We start from the raw sequence: 21,544 nt of genomic DNA, 5'->3' as shown, positions 1-21,544 counted from the left end.
GATAATCCCACGCATGGAAGCTTGGCTGCAACACATGATTCACCTGATGCTGGAGACCCTGGCTCTCCCTCAGGTGGGCCTGGGCGCGGTGTTCGTCGTGGCGCTGGTGTCGGCGACGCTCCTGCCGATGGGGTCGGAACCGGTGGTGCTGCTGCTGGTGCATGCGAAGCCGGAGCTCTTCTGGCCGGCGATCCTCGTGGCCACGGTCGGCAACACCCTCGGCGGCGCGATCACCTGGTGGATGGGCTACGGCGCGGAGCGCGCCTACGAGGCGGCCGTGCATCACTCGCCGCGCGACCAGCGGGTGCTCGGCTGGCTGCGACGCTTCGGCGCGAAGACCTGCCTGATGAGCTGGCTGCCCATCGTCGGCGACCCGCTGTGCGCGCTGGCGGGCTGGCTGCGTCTGCCGTTCTGGCCCTGCGTCGGCTACATGGCGATCGGCAAGTTCGCGCGCTACCTGCTGATGACCTCGGTGGGTGTCGCGATGCTGGACTGAGCGCGGCGCCGCGCCCGGTCGGACGTGACTGGAGGGACCCTGCGCCGACGCTTGCACAATGCGGGGCACCGACAGGAGACCCCGCCATGAGCACCCCCCGCACCCCGGCCTATGACGCCTTGTGCCAGCGCCACCAGCGCATCCACCGTCTGTCCCACCTGCAGTCGATCGCGTCCTGGGACCAGTCCGCCTTCATGCCGTCGCGCGGCGCGCAGGCCCGCGCCGAGGCGCTGGCCGAGATGGACGGCCTGCTGCACCAGCTGGGCACCGACCCGGCGCTGAAACAGCTGCTAGACGAGGCCGCGCAGGAGCCGCTGGACGATGTCCAACGTGCCTCGCTGCGCGAGATGCGCCGCGTCTGGCGCTCGGCCAACGCGGTGCCGCAGCGGCTGGTCGAGGCCCGCTCGCTGGCCAACTCGCACTGCGAGCATCAATGGCGCCAGCAACGCCCGGCCAACGACTGGGCCGGCTACGTCGAGAACCTGCGCCCGGTGGTGCGTTACGCGCGGGAGGAGGCGCAGTACCTCGCCGACGACGCGGGCCTGAGCCGCTACGACGCGCTGCTCGACCAGTTCGAGCCCGGCATGCGCTCGGCGGAGGTGGACCGCGTCTTCGGCGACCTGCGCCAGTGGCTGCCCGGGCTGATCGGGCAGGTCATGGACCGCCAGGCGCGCGACAGCGTCCTCCACCCGCAGGGGCCGTTCCCGGCAGCCGCGCAGCGGGCGCTCGGACTGGACGCGATGAAGCTGCTGGGCTTCGACTTCGAGGCTGGCCGGCTGGACGAGAGCGCCCATCCGTTCTGCGGCGGTGTGCCCGAGGACGTGCGCATGACCACGCGCTACCGCGACGACAGCTTCCTGCAGAGCCTGACCGGCACCATCCACGAGACCGGCCACGGCCGCTACGAGCAGAACCTGCCGCGCGAGTGGCTGGGGCTGCCGGTGGCCCGGGCGCGCTCGATGGGCCTGCACGAGAGCCAGAGCCTGTCCTTCGAGATGCAGCTGGCCGCGCATCCCGGCTTCGCCGGTCTGCTGCAGCCGCTGGTGGAGCGCCACCTGGGCCATCAGCGCGGATTCGCCGCGGACAACCTGCACAAGCTGATGACGCGCGTGGCGCCGGGCTACATCCGCGTCGACGCCGATGAGGTGACCTACCCAGCCCATGTGATCCTGCGCTACGAGATCGAGCGCCCGCTGATCGAGGGCGAGATCGAGGTCGAGGACATCCCCGCGCTGTGGGACCGCAAGATGCAGGAGCTGCTGGGCCTGGACACGCGCGGCAACTACAAGGACGGTTGCATGCAGGACGTGCACTGGGGCTGCGGCCTCTTCGGCTACTTCCCCTGCTACACGCTGGGCGCGATGTACGCGGCGCAGTGGTTCGCGACGATGCGCCGCGAGCGGCCGACGCTCGACGAGGAGATCGCGCGCGGCGAGCTCGCGCCGGTCTTCGACTGGCTCAAGGACCGCATCTGGTCGCAGGGCAGCCGCTGGGAGACGCCGGAGCTGGTGCGACGCGCCAGCGGCGAGGCGCTGGCGCCGGCGCACTTCCGCCGCCACCTGGAGACGCGCTACCTGGGCTGAGGTGCCGGGCGCGCGCCATCGCGCCGCCCAAGAGAAAGGGCACCCCGTGGGGTGCCCTTGTCTCCATGCGCGTCCGCGGTCTCTACCCCACGTCGCGCTCCCAACGAGTCGTCGAGGACCCGCCTGTCCTGGTGTCAGGCCTTGCCGCCCTTGCGGCGGCGGGCAACGAAGCCCATCGCGCCCAGGCCGGCCAGCATCAGCGCCAGGCTGTGCGGTTCCGGCACGGCGGAAGCGTTGCCGCCGGCGCTCAGCGTCGACACCACCACGTTGTCCAGCGAGGTGCCGTAGGAGTCGCTGCGGCCGGTCGCGCCGAAGCGCAGCGTCATCGGGCTGCCGGTGCCGGTGAAGGTGGTGCTGAAGGTCTGCCAGGTGGTGTCGGTGTTGTTGCCGACCTTGCCGCTCAGGTCGCCGATCTGCCAGGTCAGGCCGTTGCTCACCGCGCCCTGGTTGTCCGGGCGGTTGGTGTAGGCGAAGCTCAGCGTGTACGAGGCGCCGGCCACCGTGTTCAGCGTCTGGCTGATCCAGCTGTTGGTGGTGGTGTCCAGCTCGGTGAAGTTGCTGCCGTTGAAGGCCGAGCCGGCGACGTTGTTGCGGATTTCCAGCCCGTGCGGGCCGACGGTCCAGCCGACGACGCTGTTGACGATGGCATAGCTGCCATTGCCGATCACGGTCGACTCGAAGCTGCCGTTGTTGACCAGGTTGACGGGCGCGGCCAACGCGAACAGCGGAGCGGCGAGGAGGGAGGCTGCAATCAGACGCTTCATGGCGGCGGGACTCGGAAGTTCGACAAGGGGCGCGCAGGAGGTCTGCGCTTGTGTCGAATTGTTCGAGACCGCCCGCCGCCTGCCATCCCCCTGTGCGCTGGGGATGCCGAAACGATTCGTGACGTTTCGCACGCCACGCGCGCCGCTTCAAGGGGTCAGGTGGTGCGTGCGCGAGGCTTGGCCGCCTTGGCCGCCTTGGTCGACTTGGCCGCCTGGACGGTCCGGGCCTTGGGCGCCTTGGTCTTGGGCGATTCGGTTTTTGGGGATTCGGACTTGGCGGATTCGGCCTTGCGCGATTTGGCCGGTTTGGCCGGTTGGGCCTTCGCGCCCGGCGCTGCCTGGGCGCGCAGCATCGCGACCTCGGCGGCCAGCGCCTCGACGCGGGCCTGCAGCCGGGCGACCTCTTCCGCCGCCGGCATGCCCAGCCGGGCGAGCGCGCGCGCGACGCGGTCCTCGAAGATCGATTCCAGCTTGTCCCAGTGCTGGCCGGCGCGGCTGCCGACCTCGCCGGCCAGGTCGCTCATCCGGCGCGCGGCGCTGTCGAGCTTCTCCCCGGCGCCGCGCATCGGGTCCTGGGCCTTGGCGCTGTCGCCGGACAGCTTGTCCAGCATCGCGCCGCCCTGGTCCTGCGCCTTGGCGAAGGCGGCCAGGCCCGCCGACCAGATCTGCTGCGCCGAGGCCTTGACCTGCTCCGCGAACGGCGTGTCCGCGACCTTCGCCGAGGCGGCGTCCTTGCGGCGGCCTTTCGCCGGCTTCGGGGCGGCCGTCTTCTGTTGCTTCTTGACCATGGGCGTTCCTTGTCGTCGCGGGGCGGCGGCGTTGACCTCCGCCGCTCGTCGAGAACCGGACTATAGGGCGCGTGCCGCGCGTCACGATGACGCGCCTGACGTGCGCAACCCCCCATCGGGGCGAACGGCGCATGGACCAGAATCCCGGCCATGTCCTTGCCGACCACCACCCCAGGCCGCCGCCCGGGCGACGACTTCCCCGACACCGTGCCGGAGGCGCCCCCGCCGCTGCCGCCGTTGGCGATGGACCCCGACCTGCCGCTGCGCAAGGGCGCGCTGGTCGACTGCCCGCAGTGCCGGGCCCCGATGCGCCACCTGAGCCTGCCCGGCCATCACGCGCCGGCGACGGTCGACATCGACCACTGCGGCCCTTGCGGACTGGTGTGGTTCGACGCGCGCGAGTCGGTGCACCTGTCCCCGGCCGCCTGGATCCAGCTGCTGCGCGACCTGCACCGGCTGCGCCAGGCGGACGTGCCGCACGCGCCGAGCCGGGCCTGCCCGCTCTGCGCGAAGGCGCTGAAGGAGGTCCGCAATCTCACGCGCTACGGGCGCTTCCCGGTGCTGGAGTGCGGTGGTTGCGGCGGCCACCTGCACAGCCAGGCCGGCATGCTGGCCGAGCGCGGCCTGGTGCGGCCGCTGCTGCCCGCCGAGCGCGGCGCGCTGCAGGCGGAGCGGCGCCAGCTGTGCTGCCTGAGTTGCGGTGGCCCGGCCGACGGCAAGGGCGAGGACTGCCCGTGGTGCCGGAGCCCGCTGGTGATGATCGACATGCCGCGCCTGACGAACGCGCTGCGCCGGCGCTCGCCCTCGGAGCCGCTGCTGATGCCCAGCGGCGGCAAGCCGGTCGGCTGGGCCTGCCGCGGCTGCGGCGCACCGATGGATCCGACGCGCGAGACGCGCTGCGGGCATTGCCATCACGCGGTGGTGGTGCCGTCGCTGGAGGAACTCGGGCCCTTGCTCGATGCGCTCGAGCACGACGGGCGCGTCGCCGAGGACGAGGTGGAGCAGGAACGCCGCCGCCGGCTGGCCTCCTATGTCACTCCCAGCGATCCGGCGGGCGGCAAGCATGGCCACTTCTGGCGAGGCGACTACGAGAAACGCTACGACCGGGAGAACGCCCGCCGCGACCGCGGAGGCGCCCGCGAATGGCCGAGCTCCGGATGGCCCGAATCCAGCGGCGGCTCGCCGCCGACGCTGGTGGAGATCGCGCTGCGGATCGCCGCGCTGCTGCTGCGCTGAGCGGGCCGCTCAGAGTTCCAGCAGCCCGATCGGCTTGGTGCAGGCCGGCGGTGTGCCGCCACCGCGCACGACGAAGGGCAGCTCGCCCCACGGACCGGAATCGCGCGGGCAGCCGTTGCGCAGCGTGCCGCCGGGGCAGGCGCAGCCCTTGGTCTTGACCAGCTTGTCCAGCGTCTGCGACTGCTGCGGATTGAGCTTGGGCAGGTCGTGGCGGAAGACCAGCTGCAGCGCCGTCGTCGGCGCCGGCGCGTCCAGCGTCGGCACCGGGCCCAGCAGCGTGGCCATAGCCTGGGTCTCCTTCAGCGCCGCCGCGGGCTTCATGCCCTTGGCTCGCCGCAGGTAGTTCAAGGCCACCTCCATCGCCGCGTAGCCGCGCGCGGCCGAGGCGGTGAAGGGCTTGCGGAAGGCCGCGCCGTAGGTGTTGGCCACCTGGTCCCAGCGGCCGCGGTCGACCGTCAGCACCGGGCACAGCACCGCGTCCACGCGCTCGGACAACGTCGCATCGAAGTCCATCCAGCACGAGGTCCGCGCGCTGATCCGCAGCCCGGTCTGGCGGCGCAGGTCGGCGGCGATCTTCTCGCCGGCATTGAGCTCGATGCGGCCCAGCTGCAGCTGCAGGTCCTGGTCCTTGACCCGCTCGGCATTGCTGGAGATGAAGGGGATGCCGGCCGCCTTCAGCGCGTCGGCGCCGGCGTTGATCTCGCACCAGTTGCCCAGCACCAGGTCCACCTTGGCCTTGATGAATTCCTGGGAGATCGCGTCGGCCTTGCGGGCGTCGCAGCCGCTGTCCTTGATGACCAGCTTGGGCGCCGCGTCGCCGGGCCAGGTCTTGAGCGCGAGCGTCATGCCCAGCTGCAGTTCCTCGGCCTGCGCCGTGCTCGGGTAGCTGCCCGGCAGGATCACGCCGATGGTGGCGGCGGTGGCCGAGGCGCCGGCGCACAGAAGGGCCGCCGGCAGGACGGCGGCCAGGACCTTGCGGATGTTCATGACGATCCCTCGCTCTGCATGGCCGTGGTCGGCCGTTGTTGATTCGCCGGACGCGTCGTGGCGTCCGAGGCCGCAGGTATCGCCTGCGCGAGGCCGTCGCGCACTGGAGGTTTTCCCGAGCCGCGCGCCAATGAAAACGCCCCGGCGGGCCGGGGCGGTAAGACGTCACAACTGTGACGAGAAGTGCGGCATGCGCGCAACGCGGACCTCGCGGCCCCGACGTTCAGGCCGCGCTCAGGCCCCGTTCAGGCGGGCCAGCCCTGCAGCACCAGCTTGCCGCGCTGGCGCTGGCTCTCCTGCAGCGCATGGGCGCGCCGGAGGTGCTCGGCGGAGATCGGACCGACGACGTCGGCCAGCGTCGTGCGCAGTTGCCCCGCGTCGACCAGCGCGGCGACCTCGGCCAGCAGCCGGCCCTGGGCGGCGATGTCGTGCGTCGCATGCATGCTGCGCGTGAACATCAGTTCCCAGTGCAGCGACAGCGACTTGCCCTTCAGCGCCATCACGTCGATGTCGCCCGGACCGAAGTCATCGATCAGCGCCAGCTTGCCCTGCGGTTCGAGGGCCTCGACCAGGCCTGGGAAGTGCTGCGGCGTGTGGGTCAGGCTGGTGACGTAGCGCAGCGGCGGCGCGCCGTCGCGCTGCAGGGCGGCGATTTGCGGCGCGATCGGCTCGCGGTGGTTGATCACGTGATGCGCGCCCAGCGAGCGCAGCCAGCGGCCGCCTTCGCCCTCCGGCTCGGAGCTGGTGCCGATGACGGTCAGGTGGGTCTGGCGTCGTGCCAGCTGGACCAGGATGGAGCCGACGCCCCCCGCCGCGCCGGTGACCAGCAGGCTGACCGGACGGTCCGCCTGCTGCTGCACCTGCAGGCGGTCGAACAGCAGTTCCCAGGCGGTGATCGCGGTCAACGGCAGCGCGGCAGCCTCGGCGTCGCTCACCGTCGTGGGCGCGCGGGCGGCGATGCGGTGGTCGACGCACTGGAACTGCGCATTGCTGCCGGGGCGGGTGATGTCGCCGGCGTACCAGACCCGGTCGCCGACGGCGAAGCCGCTGACCTCCGGACCGATCGCGCGCACCGTGCCGACCGCGTCCCAGCCCAGGATCACCGGCGTCGTGCCATCGGCGCTGGCGCGGCGCACCCGGATCTTGGTGTCCACCGGATTCACGGCGACCGCGGCGACCTCGACCAGCAGGTCCTTCGGTCCGGGGGCGGGCAGGGGCAGGTCCAGGTCGAGCAGCGACTCGGAGGCGGTGATGGGCAATGACTGGAAGTAGCCGACGGCTTTCATGAGACGACTCCTTTTAAGGATTGGGAGACAGGAAGAGGGGATGAGGACCCGCAGGGGACGGATGGTGCGCGCTTGGGCAGAATCAATGAAGCCTGCTGAATGGCTATCAGTTTCAAACCTGGATTGAAGATTCCCCGAGGAGGACGGCCCATGGACATCGAGAACACCGCCGAGCTGCGCCTGCTGATCGAGTGCGCGCGGGGCGGCAGCCTGACCGCGGCGTCGCGCGAGATGGGCATCACGCCGGCGGCGGCCAGCGCGATGCTGAAGAAGCTGGAGGCGCGGCTGGGCGTGCGGCTGGCCGAGCGCAGCACGCGGGCCCTGCGGCTGACCATGGCCGGCGAGCGGTTGCGGGACTATGCGCAGCGGGCGCTGGAGCTGCTCGACGAGGGCCTGGCGCTGGTGTCCGAGGGCGAGGGCCCGGCGGGCAAGGGCCGCGGCAACCAGGCGGCCCTGCGCGGGCGCATCCGCCTGAGCGCGTCCAGCGACCTGACGCGGCGGGCGCTGCTGCCGCTGCTGGACAGCTTCCTCGACCGCCACCCGGGCGTCGAGCTGCAGCTCAGCGTCGGCGACGCGCTGCAGGACGTGGTGCGCGACGAGGTGGACCTGGCGCTGCGGTATGGCGAGCTGGCCGACTCGCGGCTGGTGGCGCGCAAGCTCCATGACGGACGCCGGCTGCTGGTCGCGTCGCCGGACTATCTGAAGCGGGAGGGACGGCCCACCCATCCCGGCGAGCTGACGCAGCACGAATGCATCCGCTTCAAGATCGGCGACCGGCTGGAGCGCGAGTGGCGCTTCTGGCGCCGCGACGCGATGCAGGCGGCGCCGGTGGAGGTGTCGGTGCAGGGCCGGCGCACCGCCGACGACGGCGGCATCGCCCACCAGTGGGCCCTCGAAGGGCGGGGGCTCACCTACAAGAGCGACCTCGACATCCGCGACAGCCTGGCCAGCGGCGCGCTGGTGGAGGTGCTGCCCGAATGGGTGGGGCGTCCGATGCCGCTGCATGCGCTGATGCCCAGCCAGCGCTTCCTGCCCTTGCGGCTCAAGGCGCTGGTGGATCACCTCGCGCAGGGGCTGCGGCGCCCCTGAGCCGCGGTCGCGCGTTCAGTGCTTGTGGTCGCCGTGGCCCGCGTGCGGGTCCTTGGCGTCGGGGGCGGTGACCGGGCCGGTCCGGGCCGGCGCCTGGACGGTGACGGTCGAGCGCGACTTGTCAGCGCCCTCGAACACCAACGTCAGCGGCACCGCGTCGCCGGTCTTGAGCGGGCCCTTCAGCTCCATCAGCATCACGTGATAACCGCCCGGCTTCAGGTCCACCGGCTTGCCGGCCGGCACCGCCAGCGCGCTGACCGGCCGCATGCGCATGACGTTGCCGTCCATCGCCATCTCGTGCACCTCGGCCACGCCGGCGACCGGCGAGCTGATCGACACCAGCTTCGTGTCCGTCGGCGACTTGATCTGCATGAAGGCGCCGGTGGACTTCTGCTGCGGCACCGTGGCGCGGACCCAGGCGTCGCTGACGACGACCTGGGCCTGGGCCAGTCCGGCGACCAGCAGGAGGGGAAGGAGGGCGGCGCGGGCGAGAGCGGGGGACTTCATCGGGGGGCGTCCAATCGGGGTTGTCGACGATCGGGCGAGTATCGGCGATCGCTCACGGCCTGGCGGGCTCCAGCGCGCCGAGCGCGCGCAGCACGCGCTTGGCGATCTCCTCGCGGCGCGGGGCGAAAGCCGCATCGGTCATGTCCAGGTTGAGCGCGAAGTAGACCGGCCGCGGGTCGCGGTCCTGCTCGACCCAGCCGACGAACCAGCCGATCGGCCGCGGCCGGGCGTCATCGGCCCAGCCGGTCTTGGCGTACATCCGCCAGCCGGGGCCCTGCTCGCGCAGCAGGACCTTGCGAGCGATGTCGTAGGTCCGGTCGGACAGCGGCAGCGCGCGGTCATGCACGCGGCGCAGGAATTCCACCTGGCCGACCGCGGAGATGCGCAGGTCGCCGTCGAGCCAGAAGCGATCGCCGACCGGGCCCGCGATCGCGTTGCCGTAGCGGAAGTCGCGCAGGAACTGCTGCACCGTCGGCTGGCCGACTTGGCGGGCCAGCGACTGGAACACCCACACCGCCGAGACCCGGTAGGCCGAGGCCAGCGTCTGGTCGCGGTTCCAGTCGGCGATCCGCCGCTCGGTGCCGTCCCATTTGAAGGGTTGCGTCTCGTCGACCGCGGCGCCGGTCTCCAGCGCGATCAGCGACATCGGGATCTTGAAGGTCGAGGCGGGCAGGAAGGTCTCGAAGGCGCGCACGCTGTCCGAGGCGATCCAGCGATGCGCGCGGGTGTCGAGCACGGCGATCGTGCCCGCGGTGCCGAGCTCGGCGAAATGGCGCTGCAACTCCGGGCGGGTCTCCCAGCGCTCGCGCTGGTCGGCGGGGACGACGGCCAGGGCGGCGGGCGCGGAGGACGTGGCGGATGGGGCTGGAGTGGGCGTCGCGCCGCCCTGTGCGAACGAGGCGCGGCAGGCGGTGAGCGCGAGGCAGACGAGCAGGGCGCCGGTCGACAGACGGGACAGGGTCATGGAGGAACTCCGTGCGGTGATCGAGGCCACCAGTGTCCGGAGTCCGTCGCGCCGCGCCGCATCGAAGTGCGGTTACGGGCGTTGCGGCTGCGACCTGCGACCTCGCGCGGTCGATCCCGCGCTGCGCGGGCGCCGCGATGGATCGCTTCGGCTCAGGCGCGGCGGGTGCGCGGCATCAGCGCCTCGGCCTCGTCGAGGTAGCGGCGCCGCGCGTCCTCGTCGCGCAGCTTGCGGGCCTGCAGCCGGGCCTGGCGAACCAGGTCGGTGGCGGTGAAGGCGTCGCCTTCGTCGAGCGCGTGGCGGGCCCACAGCAGCAGGAAGGCGCAGCGCTGGTCGGCGGGAAGCTGCGAGTGGCGCGCGCGGCAGGAGGCCCAGCGCTGGGCCGCGAGCTCGTTGAAGGAGACCGCCGGCAGCGGCAGGCCCTGCGCCGAAGCGAGGCGCTGGAGCGCGGCGAAGTCCAGCCGGCCCAGCGCCGCCAGTCGCAGCAGGAAGATGGTGTTCAGCAGCGAGCTGCGTCCGAGCTGCCAGCGCGCGCAAAGCGCGTCGCTCAGCAGCAGCCAGCGCAGCGCGTCCGCGATGCCGGGGCCGGCGGCGGGCAGCAGGCCGGCCTCGACGAGCTGGCCCAGCGTGTTGGACAAATTGGCGGCGCAGACCTGCAGCGCGTCGGGCAGGCCGGCCAGCGAGGCGGCGCGCAACGCATCGCCCAGGCTGGCCAGCGACTGCGTCGCCAGCGCCGCGTCGCCGCGGGCCAGGGCGAGCTCGCGCAGCACGATGCCGCGCAGGTTGCCGTGGTCGCAGCGCAGGGTGGAGTCGCTGGCGAGCGCCTCGGGCTCGACCTCGTCGAGCTTGTCCAGCGCCGGCGCGGCCTGGCCGAGGCTGCCGTACCAGTGCCAGGCCGCCAGGATCGCGACGCGGGCGCGCAGCTGCCGGCGTTCCAGCCTGGGCAGGCGGCCATGGTTGAGGGCCTGGCCGAGTTCGCGCAGCTCGTCCTGCAGCGCGGCCCAGTCGCCCAGGCGGCGCGCGATGCGGGCGCGGCGCAAGCCGAGCGCGGCGGCCGCGGCGTCGTCGCCCTCCGGCACGTGCGGCGCGGCTTGCTGGAGCGCGAGCCGGGCGGGGTAGAGCTCGCCGCGGTCGAGCAGGTAGTCAGCGCGCGCCAGCGCCTCGGCGTAGGCCAGCGGCAGCAGCGGCGCGGCGGCCGGCGCGCGCACCGGGCGCTGCTGGCCGAGCCAGCGCGCGAGGGCTTCGCCGGCGGCGGGCTCGCCATCGATCTCAACTTGGCAGCGCGCCAGCAGTGGGGCGTTCAGCCAGAACGGGCCGCTGCTGCGGGCGCTGGCCTCGATCAGCGCGGCCAGCGGGCCGTCGTCCAGCAACGCCAGCGCGCGCCAGACCTGGGTGCGGTGCAGCTCGGCCATGCCGGCGATGCGCTCGCGCAGCTCGGCGCGCGAGCAGGGGCTGTCGACGCGGGCCAGGCCCTGCTCGTGCGCCTGCAGCAGCGCGGCCAGCAGGCGCGGCAGCAGGCGGTTGCGGAGTTCGGGCAGGCCGTCGATGCGCAGGCCGTGCGGCAGCAGCTGGAGGCGATGCGCGACGCTGTCGGCGACGGGTGCGGAGGAAACGGAGGCAACGGTGGCAACGGTCATGGGTGACGCATTCTGCGCGGGCCGCGCGGTCGGTGTGACGGCATCGGCGTAACGCGCGTTACGGCGCCGGGTTACGGCACGGGGTTACGGCACCGGTCATGGGCGCCGTCTCCAAAGGGGCGTCCCCGATCTCAGGTCCGTCCTTTGCCAGCAGACCTCATCACCACTCGAGGGGATTGCGATGGTCGCGAACGAAGCCTGGTATGCGGGCGAGAGCAGCGTCGGCGGAGCCTACCCCGCCCGGGGGACGGTCTCGGCGGTGTCGTGGGGCGCGGTGCTGGCCGGTGCGGCCGCGGCGGCGGCGTTGTCGCTGATCCTGCTGCTGCTCGGCGTCGGGCTGGGCCTGGCCGCCGTGTCGCCCTGGGGCGGCGATGGCGCCAGCGCCGGCACGCTCGGCGCGGCGGGTATCGCGTGGCTCGCCTTCACGCAATTGGCGGCGTCGGGGCTTGGGGGCTACCTGGCCGGACGGCTGCGGGTGCGCTGGCGCGGCACCGATGCCGACGAGGTCCACTTCCGCGATACCGCCCACGGCCTGCTGTCCTGGGCGGTGGCGACGCTGTTCACCGCGGCCACGCTGACGGCGTCGGTGGGCGCGATCGCGGGACTGGGGGTGAAGGGAGCGGCGACCGCAGCCGGCGTCGCGACGGCCGGTGCGGCGGCGACAGCGACGACGGCGACCGCGGGGACATCGCCCGAGACCGACGGCACCCTGGCCGAGCGCGGCGCGGAGGGCCGGGCGGGCTCGGATCCGCTGGCTCGCGACGATCTCGGCTATTACGTGGACACGCTGCTGCGGCCCTCGCTCACCGCGACCGCCGGCGCTGCGCCGGCCGGGGCCAATCCGGCGACGCTGCGCGGCTGGCCGGACGCGTCGATGGCGCATGCGGACGAGCAGTCGTCCGCCGCGCTGCGACGCCTCGTGGTACGGGCGCTGCGTCATGAGGGCCGCCTGTCCTCGGACGACACGCGCGCCGCCTCGCAGCTGGTGGCGCAGCGGACCGGCCTGACGCAGGCCGAGGCCGAACGGCGCGTGACCGAGACGCTGCAGCGCGCCCGCGCCGAGGCGCAGGCGCTGGAAACGCGCGCCCGCGAAGCCGCGGATGCCGCGCGCAAGGCGACGCTGGCGGCGGCGCTGTGGATGTTCGTGGCGCTGCTGATCGGCGCCTTCACCGCGAGCCTGCTGGCCACCATCGGCGGCCGGCAGCGCGACCTCATCGACTGAAGCAAGGAGAGCTCGCATGCGATCGCTGTTGCTGTACCTGCTGGGCGTGCCGATTCCGATCATCATCCTGATCGCCTTGATCCGGTAGCGCGGGTGCGGCACGGCGCCTCCCGGCGCCTGCCGCTCGCAGAGCGCTGCTCAGCGCTCGGCGCCGATCAGTTCAGCGACTGGACGGCGCGCGCGGGTTTCGCCTCGGTGGCGTCGCCATAGGGGCGCCACGCGCCGGGCGCATGGGCGAGCCGGTCGGCGACCACCTTCAGCACCGCGGGATTCCACACCAGGCCGCAGTGGCTGCCGTCGACCTCGACGTTCTCGATCATCGGATGGTCCTCGCGCTGCACGCAGGCCTGCCAGGCGACGACGCCGTCGCTGCGGCTGTAGATGGCCGTGGTCGGCACCTGGGGTGCGGCCAGGAGGCGCGCCTTGAAGTCCTCGTCCAGCACCGGCAGCGCGCCGTTGATCCAGCGGTAGAGCAGGCTGACGTTGGTCTGCGCCGCCTCGCCGGTGATCGGCGTGCCGATCGTGATGACCTGCCGGACGGGCAGCGCGATGCGCTTGGCGATCTCGCGCGCGTAGATGCCGCCCAGGCTCCAGCCGACCAGCGAGACCGCCTGCGGCTGGTCGGCGACCAGCGCCTCGATGTCGGCGGCGAGGGCGTCGAGCCAGCGGTCGATGTTCCCCACCGGCCCGGTGTTCAGGCCGCGGCCCCAGTCGCGCGCCGCGTAGCCGAGGCCATGGCAGAAGCCCACCAGCGGCGCGATCGACTGCGCGTCGGCCGCCAGGCCGGGGAACACGATGACGGGATGACCGTCGCCGGGCGGATGACCGCTGCGGTCCATCAGGCGGCAGCTGGCGTATTCCATCGCGGCACGCAGCGGCTCGATGCCGAGCAGCGCCCAGGAGGGCGACGGGATGAGCGGCGCCGCGACGGGCAGCGCGCGGGCACGGACGGCAATCTTTTTCATGATGTCGGGGCCGGCCACGCCAGCGGAACGGGCGGGTCGGCATGAGGACCATTGAGCCGATCTTTCCGCAAGGACCGACCCCTTGGGTACCCCCCGGAGGACGCATTGCGCCGTCGGACGGAACCTACAGCCGAGGGATCCGCAGGGGGAGGCCGCGCGTTCTCTCCCACCGTTGACGGAAGTCAGGGGGAGAGGCGGTTTTTCGATGGCGTGCGGGGCTAGGCTTCCGACCTCAAGCGCATTCCATGAGTGCCAAGGAGCTTCCGATGAAAAAGGCCAGGATGAAGATCGACACGCGTGGTTCTATCGATCAAGTGATGCTGCCCGCCGAGGTGATAGAGCACCTGGGCTTGCTTCCCGGGGAGTGCATCGATGTGGACTTCTGGGCGAATGGCACGGTCTATCTGCACCTTGAGCGGCGGACGAGTCAAGTGGACAGCGTGGCTGGCATGCTTCGGGATCGGCCGCGCAAGCAGAAGAAGCCGCTTTCGCTGAAGCAGATCCGGAAAGCGATCGAGGACGGCTGGGCGGGGCGGCGGTGATGCGGATCACCGCTGACACCAACCTGCTCGTGCGTCTGGTGGTTGGCGATGCGCCCGAGCAAGAGATGATGGTTCGGAACTTGTTTCGTGATGCAGAACGGATCGTGATCGCCGTCTCAAGCCTTTGTGAGCTGTTCTGGGTCTTGAGGACGCGCTACCGTTTTGATTCAGGAGACATCCACAAGGCCATCAGTGGACTGCTGGGGCTTCCCCGGATCGACCTTGATGGCGAGATCGTCGATGCGGGACTGGACCTCTTGCAGGCGGGTGGAGATTTCTCGGACGGTGTGATCGCCTGTGAGGGACGTCGACGAGGTGGCGAGACATTCGTGACTTTCGATCGTCGAGCGATTCGCAAGCTGACCCACATGGGCCTGAGCGCGCGTCAGCCTTGACCCAGGGACTCAGTGAAAATCCCGGCTCTCCGTCCTCAAGCGTCCCAGCATCGGGGTCAGGTCTTCCATGTGGCCGGCGATCAGGTTGCGGACCTCGCCGCTGCGCTGCCACTTGCCCTTCACCGCCATCAGCCGCGAATGCAGCATGACCTGGCGCTGCCGCTGCCACAGCGCGCGGTGCACGATGACCTGGATGTCCCCGGTCTCGTCCTCCAGCGAGATGAAGATCGTCCCCTTGGCCGTCGCCGGCTGCTGCTTGACCGTCACGATCCCGCAGCCGCGCGCCGGGCGGCCATCCGGCAACTCGTTCAGTTCCCGCGCCGACATCCAGCGCTGCTCGCGCAGCATCGGCCGCAGCAGCGACAGCGGATGCCGCCGCAGCGTCAGGCCCAGCGATGCGTAGTCGAAGACGATCTCCTCGCCCTCCGGCGCCTGCGGCAACGCCAGGAAGTCCTCCTGCACCGGCGCCGTCGACAGCAGCGGTGGCGGCGCATGCTGCGCGGCCGCGTCCCACATCTGCTGGCGCCGATGGCCGCTCAGGCTGGTCAGCGCGTCGCCCGCCGCCAGCGTCGTCATCTGCTGCTGGTTCAGGCCGGTGCGGCGCGCCAGGTCTTCCGCGTCGTTGAACGGGCCGCGTCTGCGCTCGAGGCAGATCGCCGCCGCCGAGGCCTGCTGCAGGCCCTTCACCAGCCGCAGTCCCAGCCGCACCGCCACCGGCGCCGCGTCGATCGCCAGCGCTTCGTCCGACTCCAGATAGGGGTCGCCGTCCTCGTCCTGCGCGATGCCGTCCTGGTCCAGCGGCCGCGCATCGAGCGCCTCGGTGTCCTTGCCGCGACGCGTGGGCCGGATCACGCGGCCATCGGCACGCTCCAGCGTGCAGTCCCAGTCGCTGTGCATCACGTCCGGCGGCCGCACCTCGACGCCGCTGCGCCTGGCGTCCTGCACCAGCTGACTCGGCGAATAGAAGCCCAGCGGCTGCGCGTTCAGCATCCCCGCCAGGAATTCCGCTGTCCGGTGCTTCTTGAGCCAGCTGCTCGTGTAGACCAGCAACGCGAACGACGCGGCGTGCGACTCCGGGAAGCCGTACTCCGAGAAGCCCTTGATCTGCTCGAAGATCTGCTCCGCGAAGGACACCGGGTAGTCGCGCGCGCGCATCCCTTCGATCAGCTTCTCGCGGTATTTCCCCAGGTCGCCCTTGCGCTTCCAGGCCGCCATCGAGCGCCGCAGCTCGTCGGCCTCGCCGCCGGTGAACCCGGCCGCGATCATCGCGATCTGCATCACCTGTTCCTGGAACACCGGCACCCCCAGCGTGCGGTCCAGCACCGATTCCAATCCGCTCGGATAGACCACCGGCTCCAGCCCCTGTCGCCGCTGCAGGTAGGGATGCACCATCCCGCCCTGGATCGGACCGGGCCGCACGATCGCCACCTCGATCACCAGGTCGTAGAACTTCTCGGGCTTGAGCCGCGGCAGCATGCTGCGCTGCGCCCGGCTCTCGATCTGGAACACGCCGATCGTCTCGGCGCGCTGGATCATCTTGTAGGTGGCCTGGTCCTCGGCCGGAATGTCCTTGACCTCGAAGGGAGCCCGCTGGCGCTTGCCGATGAAGTCCAGCGTCTTGCGGATCGCCGTCAGCATGCCCAGCCCCAGCACGTCGACCTTGAGCAGTCCGACCGCGTCGAGGTCGTCCTTGTCCCACTCGATCACGGTGCGGTCCGGCATCGACGCGTTCTCCACCGGCACCATGCGCGTCAGCGGTCCCTGCGTCAGCACGAAGCCGCCCGGGTGCTGCGACAGGTGACGCGGGAAGCCGAGCAGCTCCGAGGTGATCTCCACCAGTTGCCGCACCGCCAGGTCATTCGCGTCCAGGCCCGATTCGCGCAGCCGTTCCGCGTCGATGGTCTGGCCGTCCCACCACTGGTGGTTGCCGCACAGCGTGTCCAGGGTCTCCGGCTCGAACCCCAGCGCCTTGCCGACGTCGCGCAGCGCGCTCTTGACCCGGTACGAGATCACCACCGCCGCCAGCGCCGCGCGCTCGCGCGTGTACTTGCGGTAGAGGTACTGGATGACCTCCTCGCGGCGCTCGTGCTCGAAGTCGATGTCGATGTCGGGCGGCTCGTTGCGCTCCTTGCTGATGAAGCGCTCGAACAGCACCTGCATCCGCTGCGGATCGACCTCGGTCACGTGGGTGCAGTAGCAGACGATGGAATTGGCCGCGCTGCCGCGCCCCTGGCACAGGATGCCCTGCGAGCGCGCGAAGTGGACGATGTCGGCAACGGTGAGGAAGTAATGCTCGTAGCGCAGCTCCTCGATCAGCGCGAGCTCGCGTTCGATCTGCTCGCTGACCGCCGGAGGAATGCCGTCGGGCCAGCGCCGGCCCGCGCCTTCGTAGGTCAGGCGGCGCAGGTGGCTGGCCGGCGTCTCGCCGTCGGGCACGACCTCCGAGGGGTAGTGGTAGCGCAGTTCGTCGAGCTTGAACTCGCAGCGGGCGGCCACGCGCAGGGTCTCGGCCAGCAGTTCGGCGGGGAAGGCCAGCCCGAGCCGGCCCCGCGCGCGCAGGTGGCGCTCGGCGTTGCGGTCCAGCGCCTGGCCGCACTCGGTCAGCGGCCGACCCAGCCGGGTCGCGGTCAACACGTCCTGCAGCGGTTTGCGGCTGCGCACATGCATGGTGACGTCGCCGACGGCCACCAGCGGGATCTCGGTCAGCGCGGCCGCCTCGCGCAGTCGCAGCAGACGGCTTTCGTCGTCGAGCTCGCGGGTCTGGGTCACGCCCAGCCAGCAGCGGCCGGTGAAGCGCGACAGCAGCCAGCGCGACATCGCCAGCAGCGGCGCGGCCGCCGCATGCCGGTCCGCGCAGGCGATGACGACGCAGTCATCCAGTGCCTGGGGGCCGATGTCGTCGATCGTGCAGCGGTAGCTGCCCTTGTCGGCCGAGCGCCGCAGCCTTGAGATCAATTGGCACAGGTTGCCGTAGCCGTTCAGGTTGCAGGCCAGCGCCACCAGCGTGAAGGGGGCCGCCTCGTCCGGACCGGCGCCGTCGCGCGGGTCGATGCGGAACTGGCTGCCCACGAGCAGCTTCAGCCCATGCTGCTTGGCGGCCACGTGCGCGCGCACGATGCCGGCCATCGAGCATTCATCGGTGATCGCGAGCGCGCGGTAGCCGAGTTCCTTGGCGCGCTCGACCAGTTCTTCGGGCCAACTGGCGCCCTTGAGGAAGCTGAAGTTGCTCAGGCAGCGCAGTTCGGCGTAGTCCGGCAGCGCAGGTAGCGCGGGCAGTGCGGCGGCGGGCAGGGCAGGCGGGGCCGTCATCGCTCGACCCGTTCAGGCGTAGACGCCGTGCAGGAACCACGCACTGCCGCCATCGTCCAGCGGCTGCCGGAAGATGGCGACGACGCCCGCGTTGTCGTTGACCGCAATCCAGTAGTCGCGCACGACGTTGCGGTGGCCGACCGCCACCATCGCCGCGTCGTCCTGCGGCACGAGCGCGGTGAAGGACGGCGCGGTCTGGTCCCGGGCGCCGGCACCGGTCCCAGCCCCAGTCCCAGTCCCAGTTGCCGCGTCCGCGGGCGCGCGCGCCGGCAGGCGGTCCCACCAGCCGCCCTCGACGCGGTCGGGACCGACCAGCAGTGTCAGCGCGCCCTGGTAATGCGGCCGGTGTTCGCGCAGCGCCAGGCGCAGCGGCGGCTCCAGCAGGAAGCCGGGTTCGGGCATGGACGGCGCGGGCCGCGCCGCCAGACGCCGGCGCCCCGTGCCGGAGGCGCCGGCGCGCTGGCCGTCGGTGGCGGGCTGCCAGCGCGTCATCCATTCGAGCCGGTGATCGTCGCCAGGCGCCGGCTGCATCACCCGCTCCGGGCCCAGGCGCGCGGCGATGCGCTCCAGCGTCAGGTAGAGCGTCTCGCCGGTGCGCACCGTGTCGGGCAGCAGCGAGGCGCTGTCCTCGGTCAGGGCCTGGACGCCGATCGCCTCCAGCCTCAGCTCGCCCACCGGCGCCAGCAGTTTCGTCTTGGCCAGGTGCTCGGCCATCAGCCGGCAGAAGTGCTCGAGCGCGCGGATCGGCTCGGCGGTGCGGATCGTCAGCGATCCGCCATCGCCGGCATCCTTGGCGCGCATCGAGTCGTGCACCCAGTGCAGCGTCACGCCGGTCGCGCCGGCATGGCGCGCCGCCAGCCAGCCGCACAGCCGCATCAGCAGCGGCCTCGCGCCCAGCAGCAGCGCCGGCGCGTGGTCCACGCGGCCGGGCAGCTCGATGCGGGCGTGGAAATCCTCCGGCAGCACTTCCCAGCGATGCGCCTCCGGACGCAGCCCGTAGGCCTGGTCCAGCATCGCCAGCAGCGCCGCCCCGAAGCGCCGGCTGATGCCGCCGCGCGGCAAGGCCCGCAACTGGCCCAGCGTGTTGATGCCGGCACGGCTCAGCGGCTCGGCATGTTCGGCGCCGGCGCTCAGCGCCTGCAGCGGGAGCGGATCCAGCACCGCCTGCAGCAGCCGGCCACCCAGGTCCGGCACGCCGCAGCGCGCCAGCACCAGCGCGGCGGTGGCTGTCGGCGCCCAGCCGATGCCGACGGCGCCCAGGTCCGGCGCCTCGTCGGCGATGCGTGCCTGGAGCGCGCCCCGGCCGCGGAACAGCCGCAGGCTGGCCTCGACCTCCATGACGACGGCGTCCTCCATCAGCGCCACGCGCGGCGTGAACTGCAGGCACCACACGGCCAGCCCCGCCTGCGCCTCCGGACAGATCCCCCAGGGATGGTCCGGCGGCGCGGCCGGATCAGCGGACGGCGCCGGCGGACGAGGCGGCAGGATCAGGGCGACCCACAACATCGGTCAGCTCCGGGAACAGGGCGAGCGGCTGCGGCGCGCGCGAGGATTCGGACAAGGCGGACGCTGCGGCGGGCGCGGCTTCGGTCGCGGCGGGCATGACCGGCGCGAGTGGCGCGATCGGCGCGATCGGCGCGACAGGGCGCATCGTGCTGGGCCGCATCACCCGGGGCGTCAGCACCCGCTCGAGCCCGCCCGGGATGGACGCCAGCCGCAGCGGCGTCTCATGGGCGGGGCCCTTGCGCTTGAGGATCAGGACGTCCAGCGCCCAGTCGACGTCGATCGTCACCTGCAGCCGCAGCGGCGCCGGCGAGGGATCGTGGCGCGCGGCCAGCGGCCGGAACAGGAACACCGGCCCCTCGAAGGACTGCGCCAGCACCTGCAGCCGCCGCAGCTGTTCCGGCGCGGCCTGCGGCATCCAGGCCAGCACCGCGCCGGCGGCGTTGGACTTGATCAGCTGCTCGGCGCACCAGAGCCGCTCCGAGGGCGCGCGCGCGTCGATCCAGACCAGGTGGCGCTCGTCCAGTCCCAGGTGCATCAGGCCCGGCAGGTGCGGGCGCTTGGGCGGGCCGACCATCGCCACCGCGGCGCCGTCGGCCACCACGCGCCGCAGCGCCGGGCCGGCCAGCCGCCATTCGGCCAGCGAGAACTGCGGCAGCAGCAGCTCGGTCAGTTGGCGGCCGGGCCAGCCGCCGCCCGGCAGTTCGGCGTCGAGCGCGTCGAAGCCGCTGGGCCAGACCGTGTCGGTGCCGCGGCCCAGCGCGTCGCCGCGCCAGACGGCCTCGGCCACGGCGGGGGGAAGGGGCAAGGGCAGGGCGGACATGGCGGGGCGGTCGGCGGAACGATCAGCGAGACGGTCGGCGGAAGAGACGACAACGCCGGTCGTGACACCGGCGTTGGGAACTGTATGTGCATACAGTATAGGTGGGACGGCCGAGCCGTCCAGCGGATGTCGCGCTTCAAGTGGGGAGAATGTCCCGCTCCCTGGACGCCTGCCCGAAGCTCAGCGCGAAGCGCGTCCCGCCGTTGGCGGGCGCCTCCAGGCTGACGGTCCAGCCCAGGTGCTCGGCCACGCGCTTGACGATGGCCAAGCCCAGCCCGGCGCTGCCGGCGCCGGCCGGGTCCACCTGCATGAAGCGGTCGAAGATGCGATCGCGCACCGCTGGCGGGATGCCGATGCCGGTGTCCTCGATGACGACCCGGCCGGCCTCGAGCCGGATGTCGACGCGGCCTTCCTCGGTGAACTGGCAGGCGTTGCGGATCAGGTTGCCCAGCGCGATCGCCGCGAGCTCGGGCCGCGCCGGCACTTCCAGGGCGGCATCGGCGGGAGCGGCATGCAGCGTCATCTCGACGGCCTTGCCCTTGAGCAGCGGCCGGCAGCGCTCCATCTCCTGGCGCAGCAGCGGCAGCACCGCGGTCGGCGGCGCGCCGATGCTGGCCGGATCGCGCGACAGCAGCAGCATCGCCACCACGCGCTCGCTGGTGTCGGCGGCGGTGCGGCGGATGCGCTCGGCCAGCTCGACCATGTCGTCCCGGCCGTGCAGGCGCGCCTTCAGGACCTCGGCGGCGCCCAGCATCACCGCCAGCGGGGTGCGCAGCTCATGGCTGACGTCGCCGGTGAACCAGCGCTCGCGGTCCAGGTAGCGCTGCTGGGCCTCGGTCTTGGCGGCGAAGGCGCGCGACAGCACGCCCAGTTCGTCGGTGGAATCCTGCAGCGGGTACTCGCGCGGCGCGGCGCCGGTCTCCACCGCGCGTGCCAGCGCGGTCACCGGCGCGACGATGCGGCTCGCGGTCAGCTGCGCCAGGAACAGCGCCAGCCCCAGGCAGCAGACGAAGGCCAGGCCCAGCAGGCCGTAGACGCCCGCCTCGATCTTGGCGAAGTCCTCGTCGCGGTCGGTCAGCACGAAGACCGGGCCGAGGTCGTTCCGGACCAGCGCGCTGACCAGCTGGCCGTCCTGCGGCAGCGTGTACTTGCCGGGCGGCTTCCCGCGCAGCGGGGCCGGGATCTCCGTGCCGCGGTAGAGCGTGACGCTGGGCGGCAGGTCGGGCTCCAGGCCCTGCCGCTCGCGGGCGATCAGCTCGTCGGCGGTGCGGCTCAGGCGCTGGTCGATCAGGCGGTCCTCGATGCTCGAGGCGATGCGCACCGCCGCCACGGCGAAGGCCCCGCAGACCAGCAGGGTCAGCAGCAGGAAGGCCGCGGCGACGCGCGTGCGCAGCGTCGTCGGCGCGGCGGTGGAGCGCAGGCGCCAGGGGGCGCGGGTCACGCGGGGC

At 72.1% G+C, this 21,544-nt stretch carries 19 protein-coding genes; 7 read left to right on the top strand and 12 right to left on the bottom strand.

Annotated features, from left to right (window positions below; translation table 11 throughout):
* Positions 1 to 13 precede the first annotated feature (13 nt).
* Positions 14 to 496, top strand: a complete 483-nt coding sequence (locus BM393_RS12290) for a YqaA family protein (RefSeq protein WP_091725908.1) — start codon at positions 14 to 16, stop codon at positions 494 to 496.
* A gap of 86 nt (positions 497 to 582) precedes the next feature.
* Positions 583 to 2,079, top strand: coding sequence for a carboxypeptidase M32 (locus BM393_RS12285; RefSeq protein ID WP_091725904.1), 1,497 nt, complete (start codon positions 583 to 585; stop codon positions 2,077 to 2,079).
* Between the two features lie 134 nt (positions 2,080 to 2,213).
* On the opposite strand, the gene BM393_RS12280 is transcribed toward BM393_RS12285, so the two are convergent.
* Together BM393_RS12280 and BM393_RS12275 are read right to left on the bottom strand one after the other, a co-directional pair.
* Positions 2,214 to 2,843, bottom strand: a complete 630-nt coding sequence (locus tag BM393_RS12280) for a PEP-CTERM sorting domain-containing protein (protein WP_091725900.1) — start codon at positions 2,841 to 2,843, stop codon at positions 2,214 to 2,216.
* 155 nt (positions 2,844 to 2,998) lie between these two features.
* Entirely contained in the window at positions 2,999 to 3,631 is a 633-nt protein-coding gene (locus tag BM393_RS12275) for a phasin family protein (protein ID WP_091725896.1), read from the bottom strand.
* A gap of 150 nt (positions 3,632 to 3,781) precedes the next feature.
* On the opposite strand from BM393_RS12275, the gene BM393_RS12270 reads away from it, so the two are divergent.
* On the top strand, positions 3,782 to 4,867 hold the full coding sequence (locus BM393_RS12270; RefSeq protein ID WP_091725892.1) for a zf-TFIIB domain-containing protein: 1,086 nt from the start codon (positions 3,782 to 3,784) through the stop codon (positions 4,865 to 4,867).
* A 9-nt stretch (positions 4,868 to 4,876) separates the two neighbouring features.
* On the opposite strand, the gene BM393_RS12265 is transcribed toward BM393_RS12270, so the two are convergent.
* Both BM393_RS12265 and BM393_RS12260 read right to left on the bottom strand, forming a co-directional pair.
* A complete protein-coding gene (locus tag BM393_RS12265; RefSeq protein ID WP_091725887.1) occupies positions 4,877 to 5,854 on the bottom strand; it encodes a hypothetical protein in 978 nt (325 codons plus the stop codon).
* Between the two features lie 245 nt (positions 5,855 to 6,099).
* On the bottom strand, positions 6,100 to 7,140 hold the full coding sequence (locus BM393_RS12260) for a zinc-binding alcohol dehydrogenase family protein (protein WP_091725882.1): 1,041 nt from the start codon (positions 7,138 to 7,140) through the stop codon (positions 6,100 to 6,102).
* Positions 7,141 to 7,290: 150 nt separating this feature from the next.
* Between BM393_RS12260 and BM393_RS12255 the strand changes: the two genes are divergently transcribed.
* Complete coding sequence (locus BM393_RS12255) at positions 7,291 to 8,229, top strand: LysR family transcriptional regulator (protein ID WP_091725879.1); 939 nt, start codon at positions 7,291 to 7,293, stop codon at positions 8,227 to 8,229.
* 15 nt (positions 8,230 to 8,244) lie between these two features.
* Here the strand turns inward: BM393_RS12255 and BM393_RS12250 are convergent, their stop codons facing one another.
* The 3 genes from BM393_RS12250 to BM393_RS12240 form a co-directional block, all read right to left on the bottom strand.
* Complete coding sequence (locus tag BM393_RS12250) at positions 8,245 to 8,736, bottom strand: copper chaperone PCu(A)C (protein ID WP_091725875.1); 492 nt, start codon at positions 8,734 to 8,736, stop codon at positions 8,245 to 8,247.
* Positions 8,737 to 8,788: 52 nt separating this feature from the next.
* Positions 8,789 to 9,700: a penicillin-binding transpeptidase domain-containing protein gene (locus BM393_RS12245; RefSeq protein WP_091725871.1), complete on the bottom strand. Its 912-nt coding sequence runs from the start codon at positions 9,698 to 9,700 to the stop codon at positions 8,789 to 8,791.
* 152 nt (positions 9,701 to 9,852) lie between these two features.
* On the bottom strand, positions 9,853 to 11,337 hold the full coding sequence (locus BM393_RS12240) for a hypothetical protein (RefSeq protein WP_091725867.1): 1,485 nt from the start codon (positions 11,335 to 11,337) through the stop codon (positions 9,853 to 9,855).
* Positions 11,338 to 11,518: 181 nt separating this feature from the next.
* Between BM393_RS12240 and BM393_RS12235 the strand changes: the two genes are divergently transcribed.
* The gene (locus tag BM393_RS12235; RefSeq protein WP_175538319.1) at positions 11,519 to 12,559 is read left to right on the top strand and encodes a hypothetical protein; all 1,041 of its coding nucleotides are present in this window, start codon (positions 11,519 to 11,521) and stop codon (positions 12,557 to 12,559) included.
* 155 nt (positions 12,560 to 12,714) lie between these two features.
* On the opposite strand, the gene BM393_RS12230 is transcribed toward BM393_RS12235, so the two are convergent.
* Positions 12,715 to 13,524 (bottom strand): alpha/beta hydrolase, encoded by an 810-nt coding sequence (locus BM393_RS12230; protein ID WP_141225321.1) that lies wholly within the window; start codon positions 13,522 to 13,524, stop codon positions 12,715 to 12,717.
* Positions 13,525 to 13,769: 245 nt separating this feature from the next.
* Between BM393_RS12230 and BM393_RS12225 the strand changes: the two genes are divergently transcribed.
* Together BM393_RS12225 and BM393_RS12220 are read left to right on the top strand one after the other, a co-directional pair.
* Positions 13,770 to 14,066 carry a hypothetical protein gene (locus tag BM393_RS12225; protein ID WP_141225320.1) on the top strand — a complete coding sequence of 99 codons (297 nt, stop codon included), beginning with the start codon at positions 13,770 to 13,772 and terminating at the stop codon, positions 14,064 to 14,066.
* Positions 14,066 to 14,461, top strand: coding sequence for a type II toxin-antitoxin system VapC family toxin (locus BM393_RS12220; protein ID WP_091725858.1), 396 nt, complete (start codon positions 14,066 to 14,068; stop codon positions 14,459 to 14,461). Before BM393_RS12225 ends, BM393_RS12220 begins: the two co-directional genes overlap by 1 nt.
* A 9-nt stretch (positions 14,462 to 14,470) precedes the next feature.
* Here BM393_RS12220 and BM393_RS12215 read toward each other — a convergent pair whose 3' ends face one another.
* The 4 genes from BM393_RS12215 to BM393_RS12200 all read right to left on the bottom strand — a co-directional run bounded on the left by BM393_RS12215 (position 14,471) and on the right by BM393_RS12200 (position 21,537).
* Positions 14,471 to 17,770, bottom strand: a complete 3,300-nt coding sequence (locus BM393_RS12215; protein WP_091725856.1) for an error-prone DNA polymerase — start codon at positions 17,768 to 17,770, stop codon at positions 14,471 to 14,473.
* Between the two features lie 12 nt (positions 17,771 to 17,782).
* On the bottom strand, positions 17,783 to 19,276 hold the full coding sequence (locus BM393_RS12210) for a DNA polymerase Y family protein (RefSeq protein WP_091725853.1): 1,494 nt from the start codon (positions 19,274 to 19,276) through the stop codon (positions 17,783 to 17,785).
* Positions 19,224 to 20,096 (bottom strand): translesion DNA synthesis-associated protein ImuA, encoded by an 873-nt coding sequence (gene imuA, locus BM393_RS12205; RefSeq protein ID WP_091725850.1) that lies wholly within the window; start codon positions 20,094 to 20,096, stop codon positions 19,224 to 19,226. The genes BM393_RS12210 and imuA overlap by 53 nt, the downstream gene beginning before the upstream one ends.
* Positions 20,097 to 20,232: 136 nt before the next feature.
* Positions 20,233 to 21,537: a HAMP domain-containing sensor histidine kinase gene (locus BM393_RS12200; RefSeq protein ID WP_175538318.1), complete on the bottom strand. Its 1,305-nt coding sequence runs from the start codon at positions 21,535 to 21,537 to the stop codon at positions 20,233 to 20,235.
* Between the last annotated feature and the right edge of the window lie 7 nt (positions 21,538 to 21,544).

Origin of the sequence: Mitsuaria sp. PDC51 (assembly GCF_900113225.1) — a bacterium.
In the GTDB taxonomy this organism is placed as follows: Bacteria; Pseudomonadota; Gammaproteobacteria; order Burkholderiales; family Burkholderiaceae_C; genus Roseateles.
This window is presented reverse-complemented; position numbering and strand designations above follow the sequence as displayed.

Bases quoted from the DNA above. Each gene is read 5' to 3' on its own strand.
- BM393_RS12210 (WP_091725853.1), bottom strand. From the start codon at position 19,276: ATGTTGTGGGTCGCCCTGATCCTGCCGCCTCGTCCGCCGGCGCCGTCC.
- BM393_RS12270 (WP_091725892.1), top strand. From the start codon at position 3,782: ATGTCCTTGCCGACCACCACCCCAGGCCGCCGCCCGGGCGACGACTTC.
- BM393_RS12225 (WP_141225320.1), top strand. From the start codon at position 13,770: ATGAGTGCCAAGGAGCTTCCGATGAAAAAGGCCAGGATGAAGATCGAC.
- BM393_RS12290 (WP_091725908.1), top strand. From the start codon at position 14: ATGGAAGCTTGGCTGCAACACATGATTCACCTGATGCTGGAGACCCTG.
- BM393_RS12250 (WP_091725875.1), bottom strand. From the start codon at position 8,736: ATGAAGTCCCCCGCTCTCGCCCGCGCCGCCCTCCTTCCCCTCCTGCTG.
- BM393_RS12285 (WP_091725904.1), top strand. From the start codon at position 583: ATGAGCACCCCCCGCACCCCGGCCTATGACGCCTTGTGCCAGCGCCAC.
- imuA (WP_091725850.1), bottom strand. From the start codon at position 20,096: ATGTCCGCCCTGCCCTTGCCCCTTCCCCCCGCCGTGGCCGAGGCCGTC.
- BM393_RS12220 (WP_091725858.1), top strand. From the start codon at position 14,066: ATGCGGATCACCGCTGACACCAACCTGCTCGTGCGTCTGGTGGTTGGC.
- BM393_RS12255 (WP_091725879.1), top strand. From the start codon at position 7,291: ATGGACATCGAGAACACCGCCGAGCTGCGCCTGCTGATCGAGTGCGCG.
- BM393_RS12260 (WP_091725882.1), bottom strand. From the start codon at position 7,140: ATGAAAGCCGTCGGCTACTTCCAGTCATTGCCCATCACCGCCTCCGAG.
- BM393_RS12280 (WP_091725900.1), bottom strand. From the start codon at position 2,843: ATGAAGCGTCTGATTGCAGCCTCCCTCCTCGCCGCTCCGCTGTTCGCG.
- BM393_RS12265 (WP_091725887.1), bottom strand. From the start codon at position 5,854: ATGAACATCCGCAAGGTCCTGGCCGCCGTCCTGCCGGCGGCCCTTCTG.
- BM393_RS12275 (WP_091725896.1), bottom strand. From the start codon at position 3,631: ATGGTCAAGAAGCAACAGAAGACGGCCGCCCCGAAGCCGGCGAAAGGC.
- BM393_RS12215 (WP_091725856.1), bottom strand. From the start codon at position 17,770: ATGACGGCCCCGCCTGCCCTGCCCGCCGCCGCACTGCCCGCGCTACCT.
- BM393_RS12245 (WP_091725871.1), bottom strand. From the start codon at position 9,700: ATGACCCTGTCCCGTCTGTCGACCGGCGCCCTGCTCGTCTGCCTCGCG.
- BM393_RS12235 (WP_175538319.1), top strand. From the start codon at position 11,519: ATGGTCGCGAACGAAGCCTGGTATGCGGGCGAGAGCAGCGTCGGCGGA.
- BM393_RS12230 (WP_141225321.1), bottom strand. From the start codon at position 13,524: ATGAAAAAGATTGCCGTCCGTGCCCGCGCGCTGCCCGTCGCGGCGCCG.
- BM393_RS12240 (WP_091725867.1), bottom strand. From the start codon at position 11,337: ATGACCGTTGCCACCGTTGCCTCCGTTTCCTCCGCACCCGTCGCCGAC.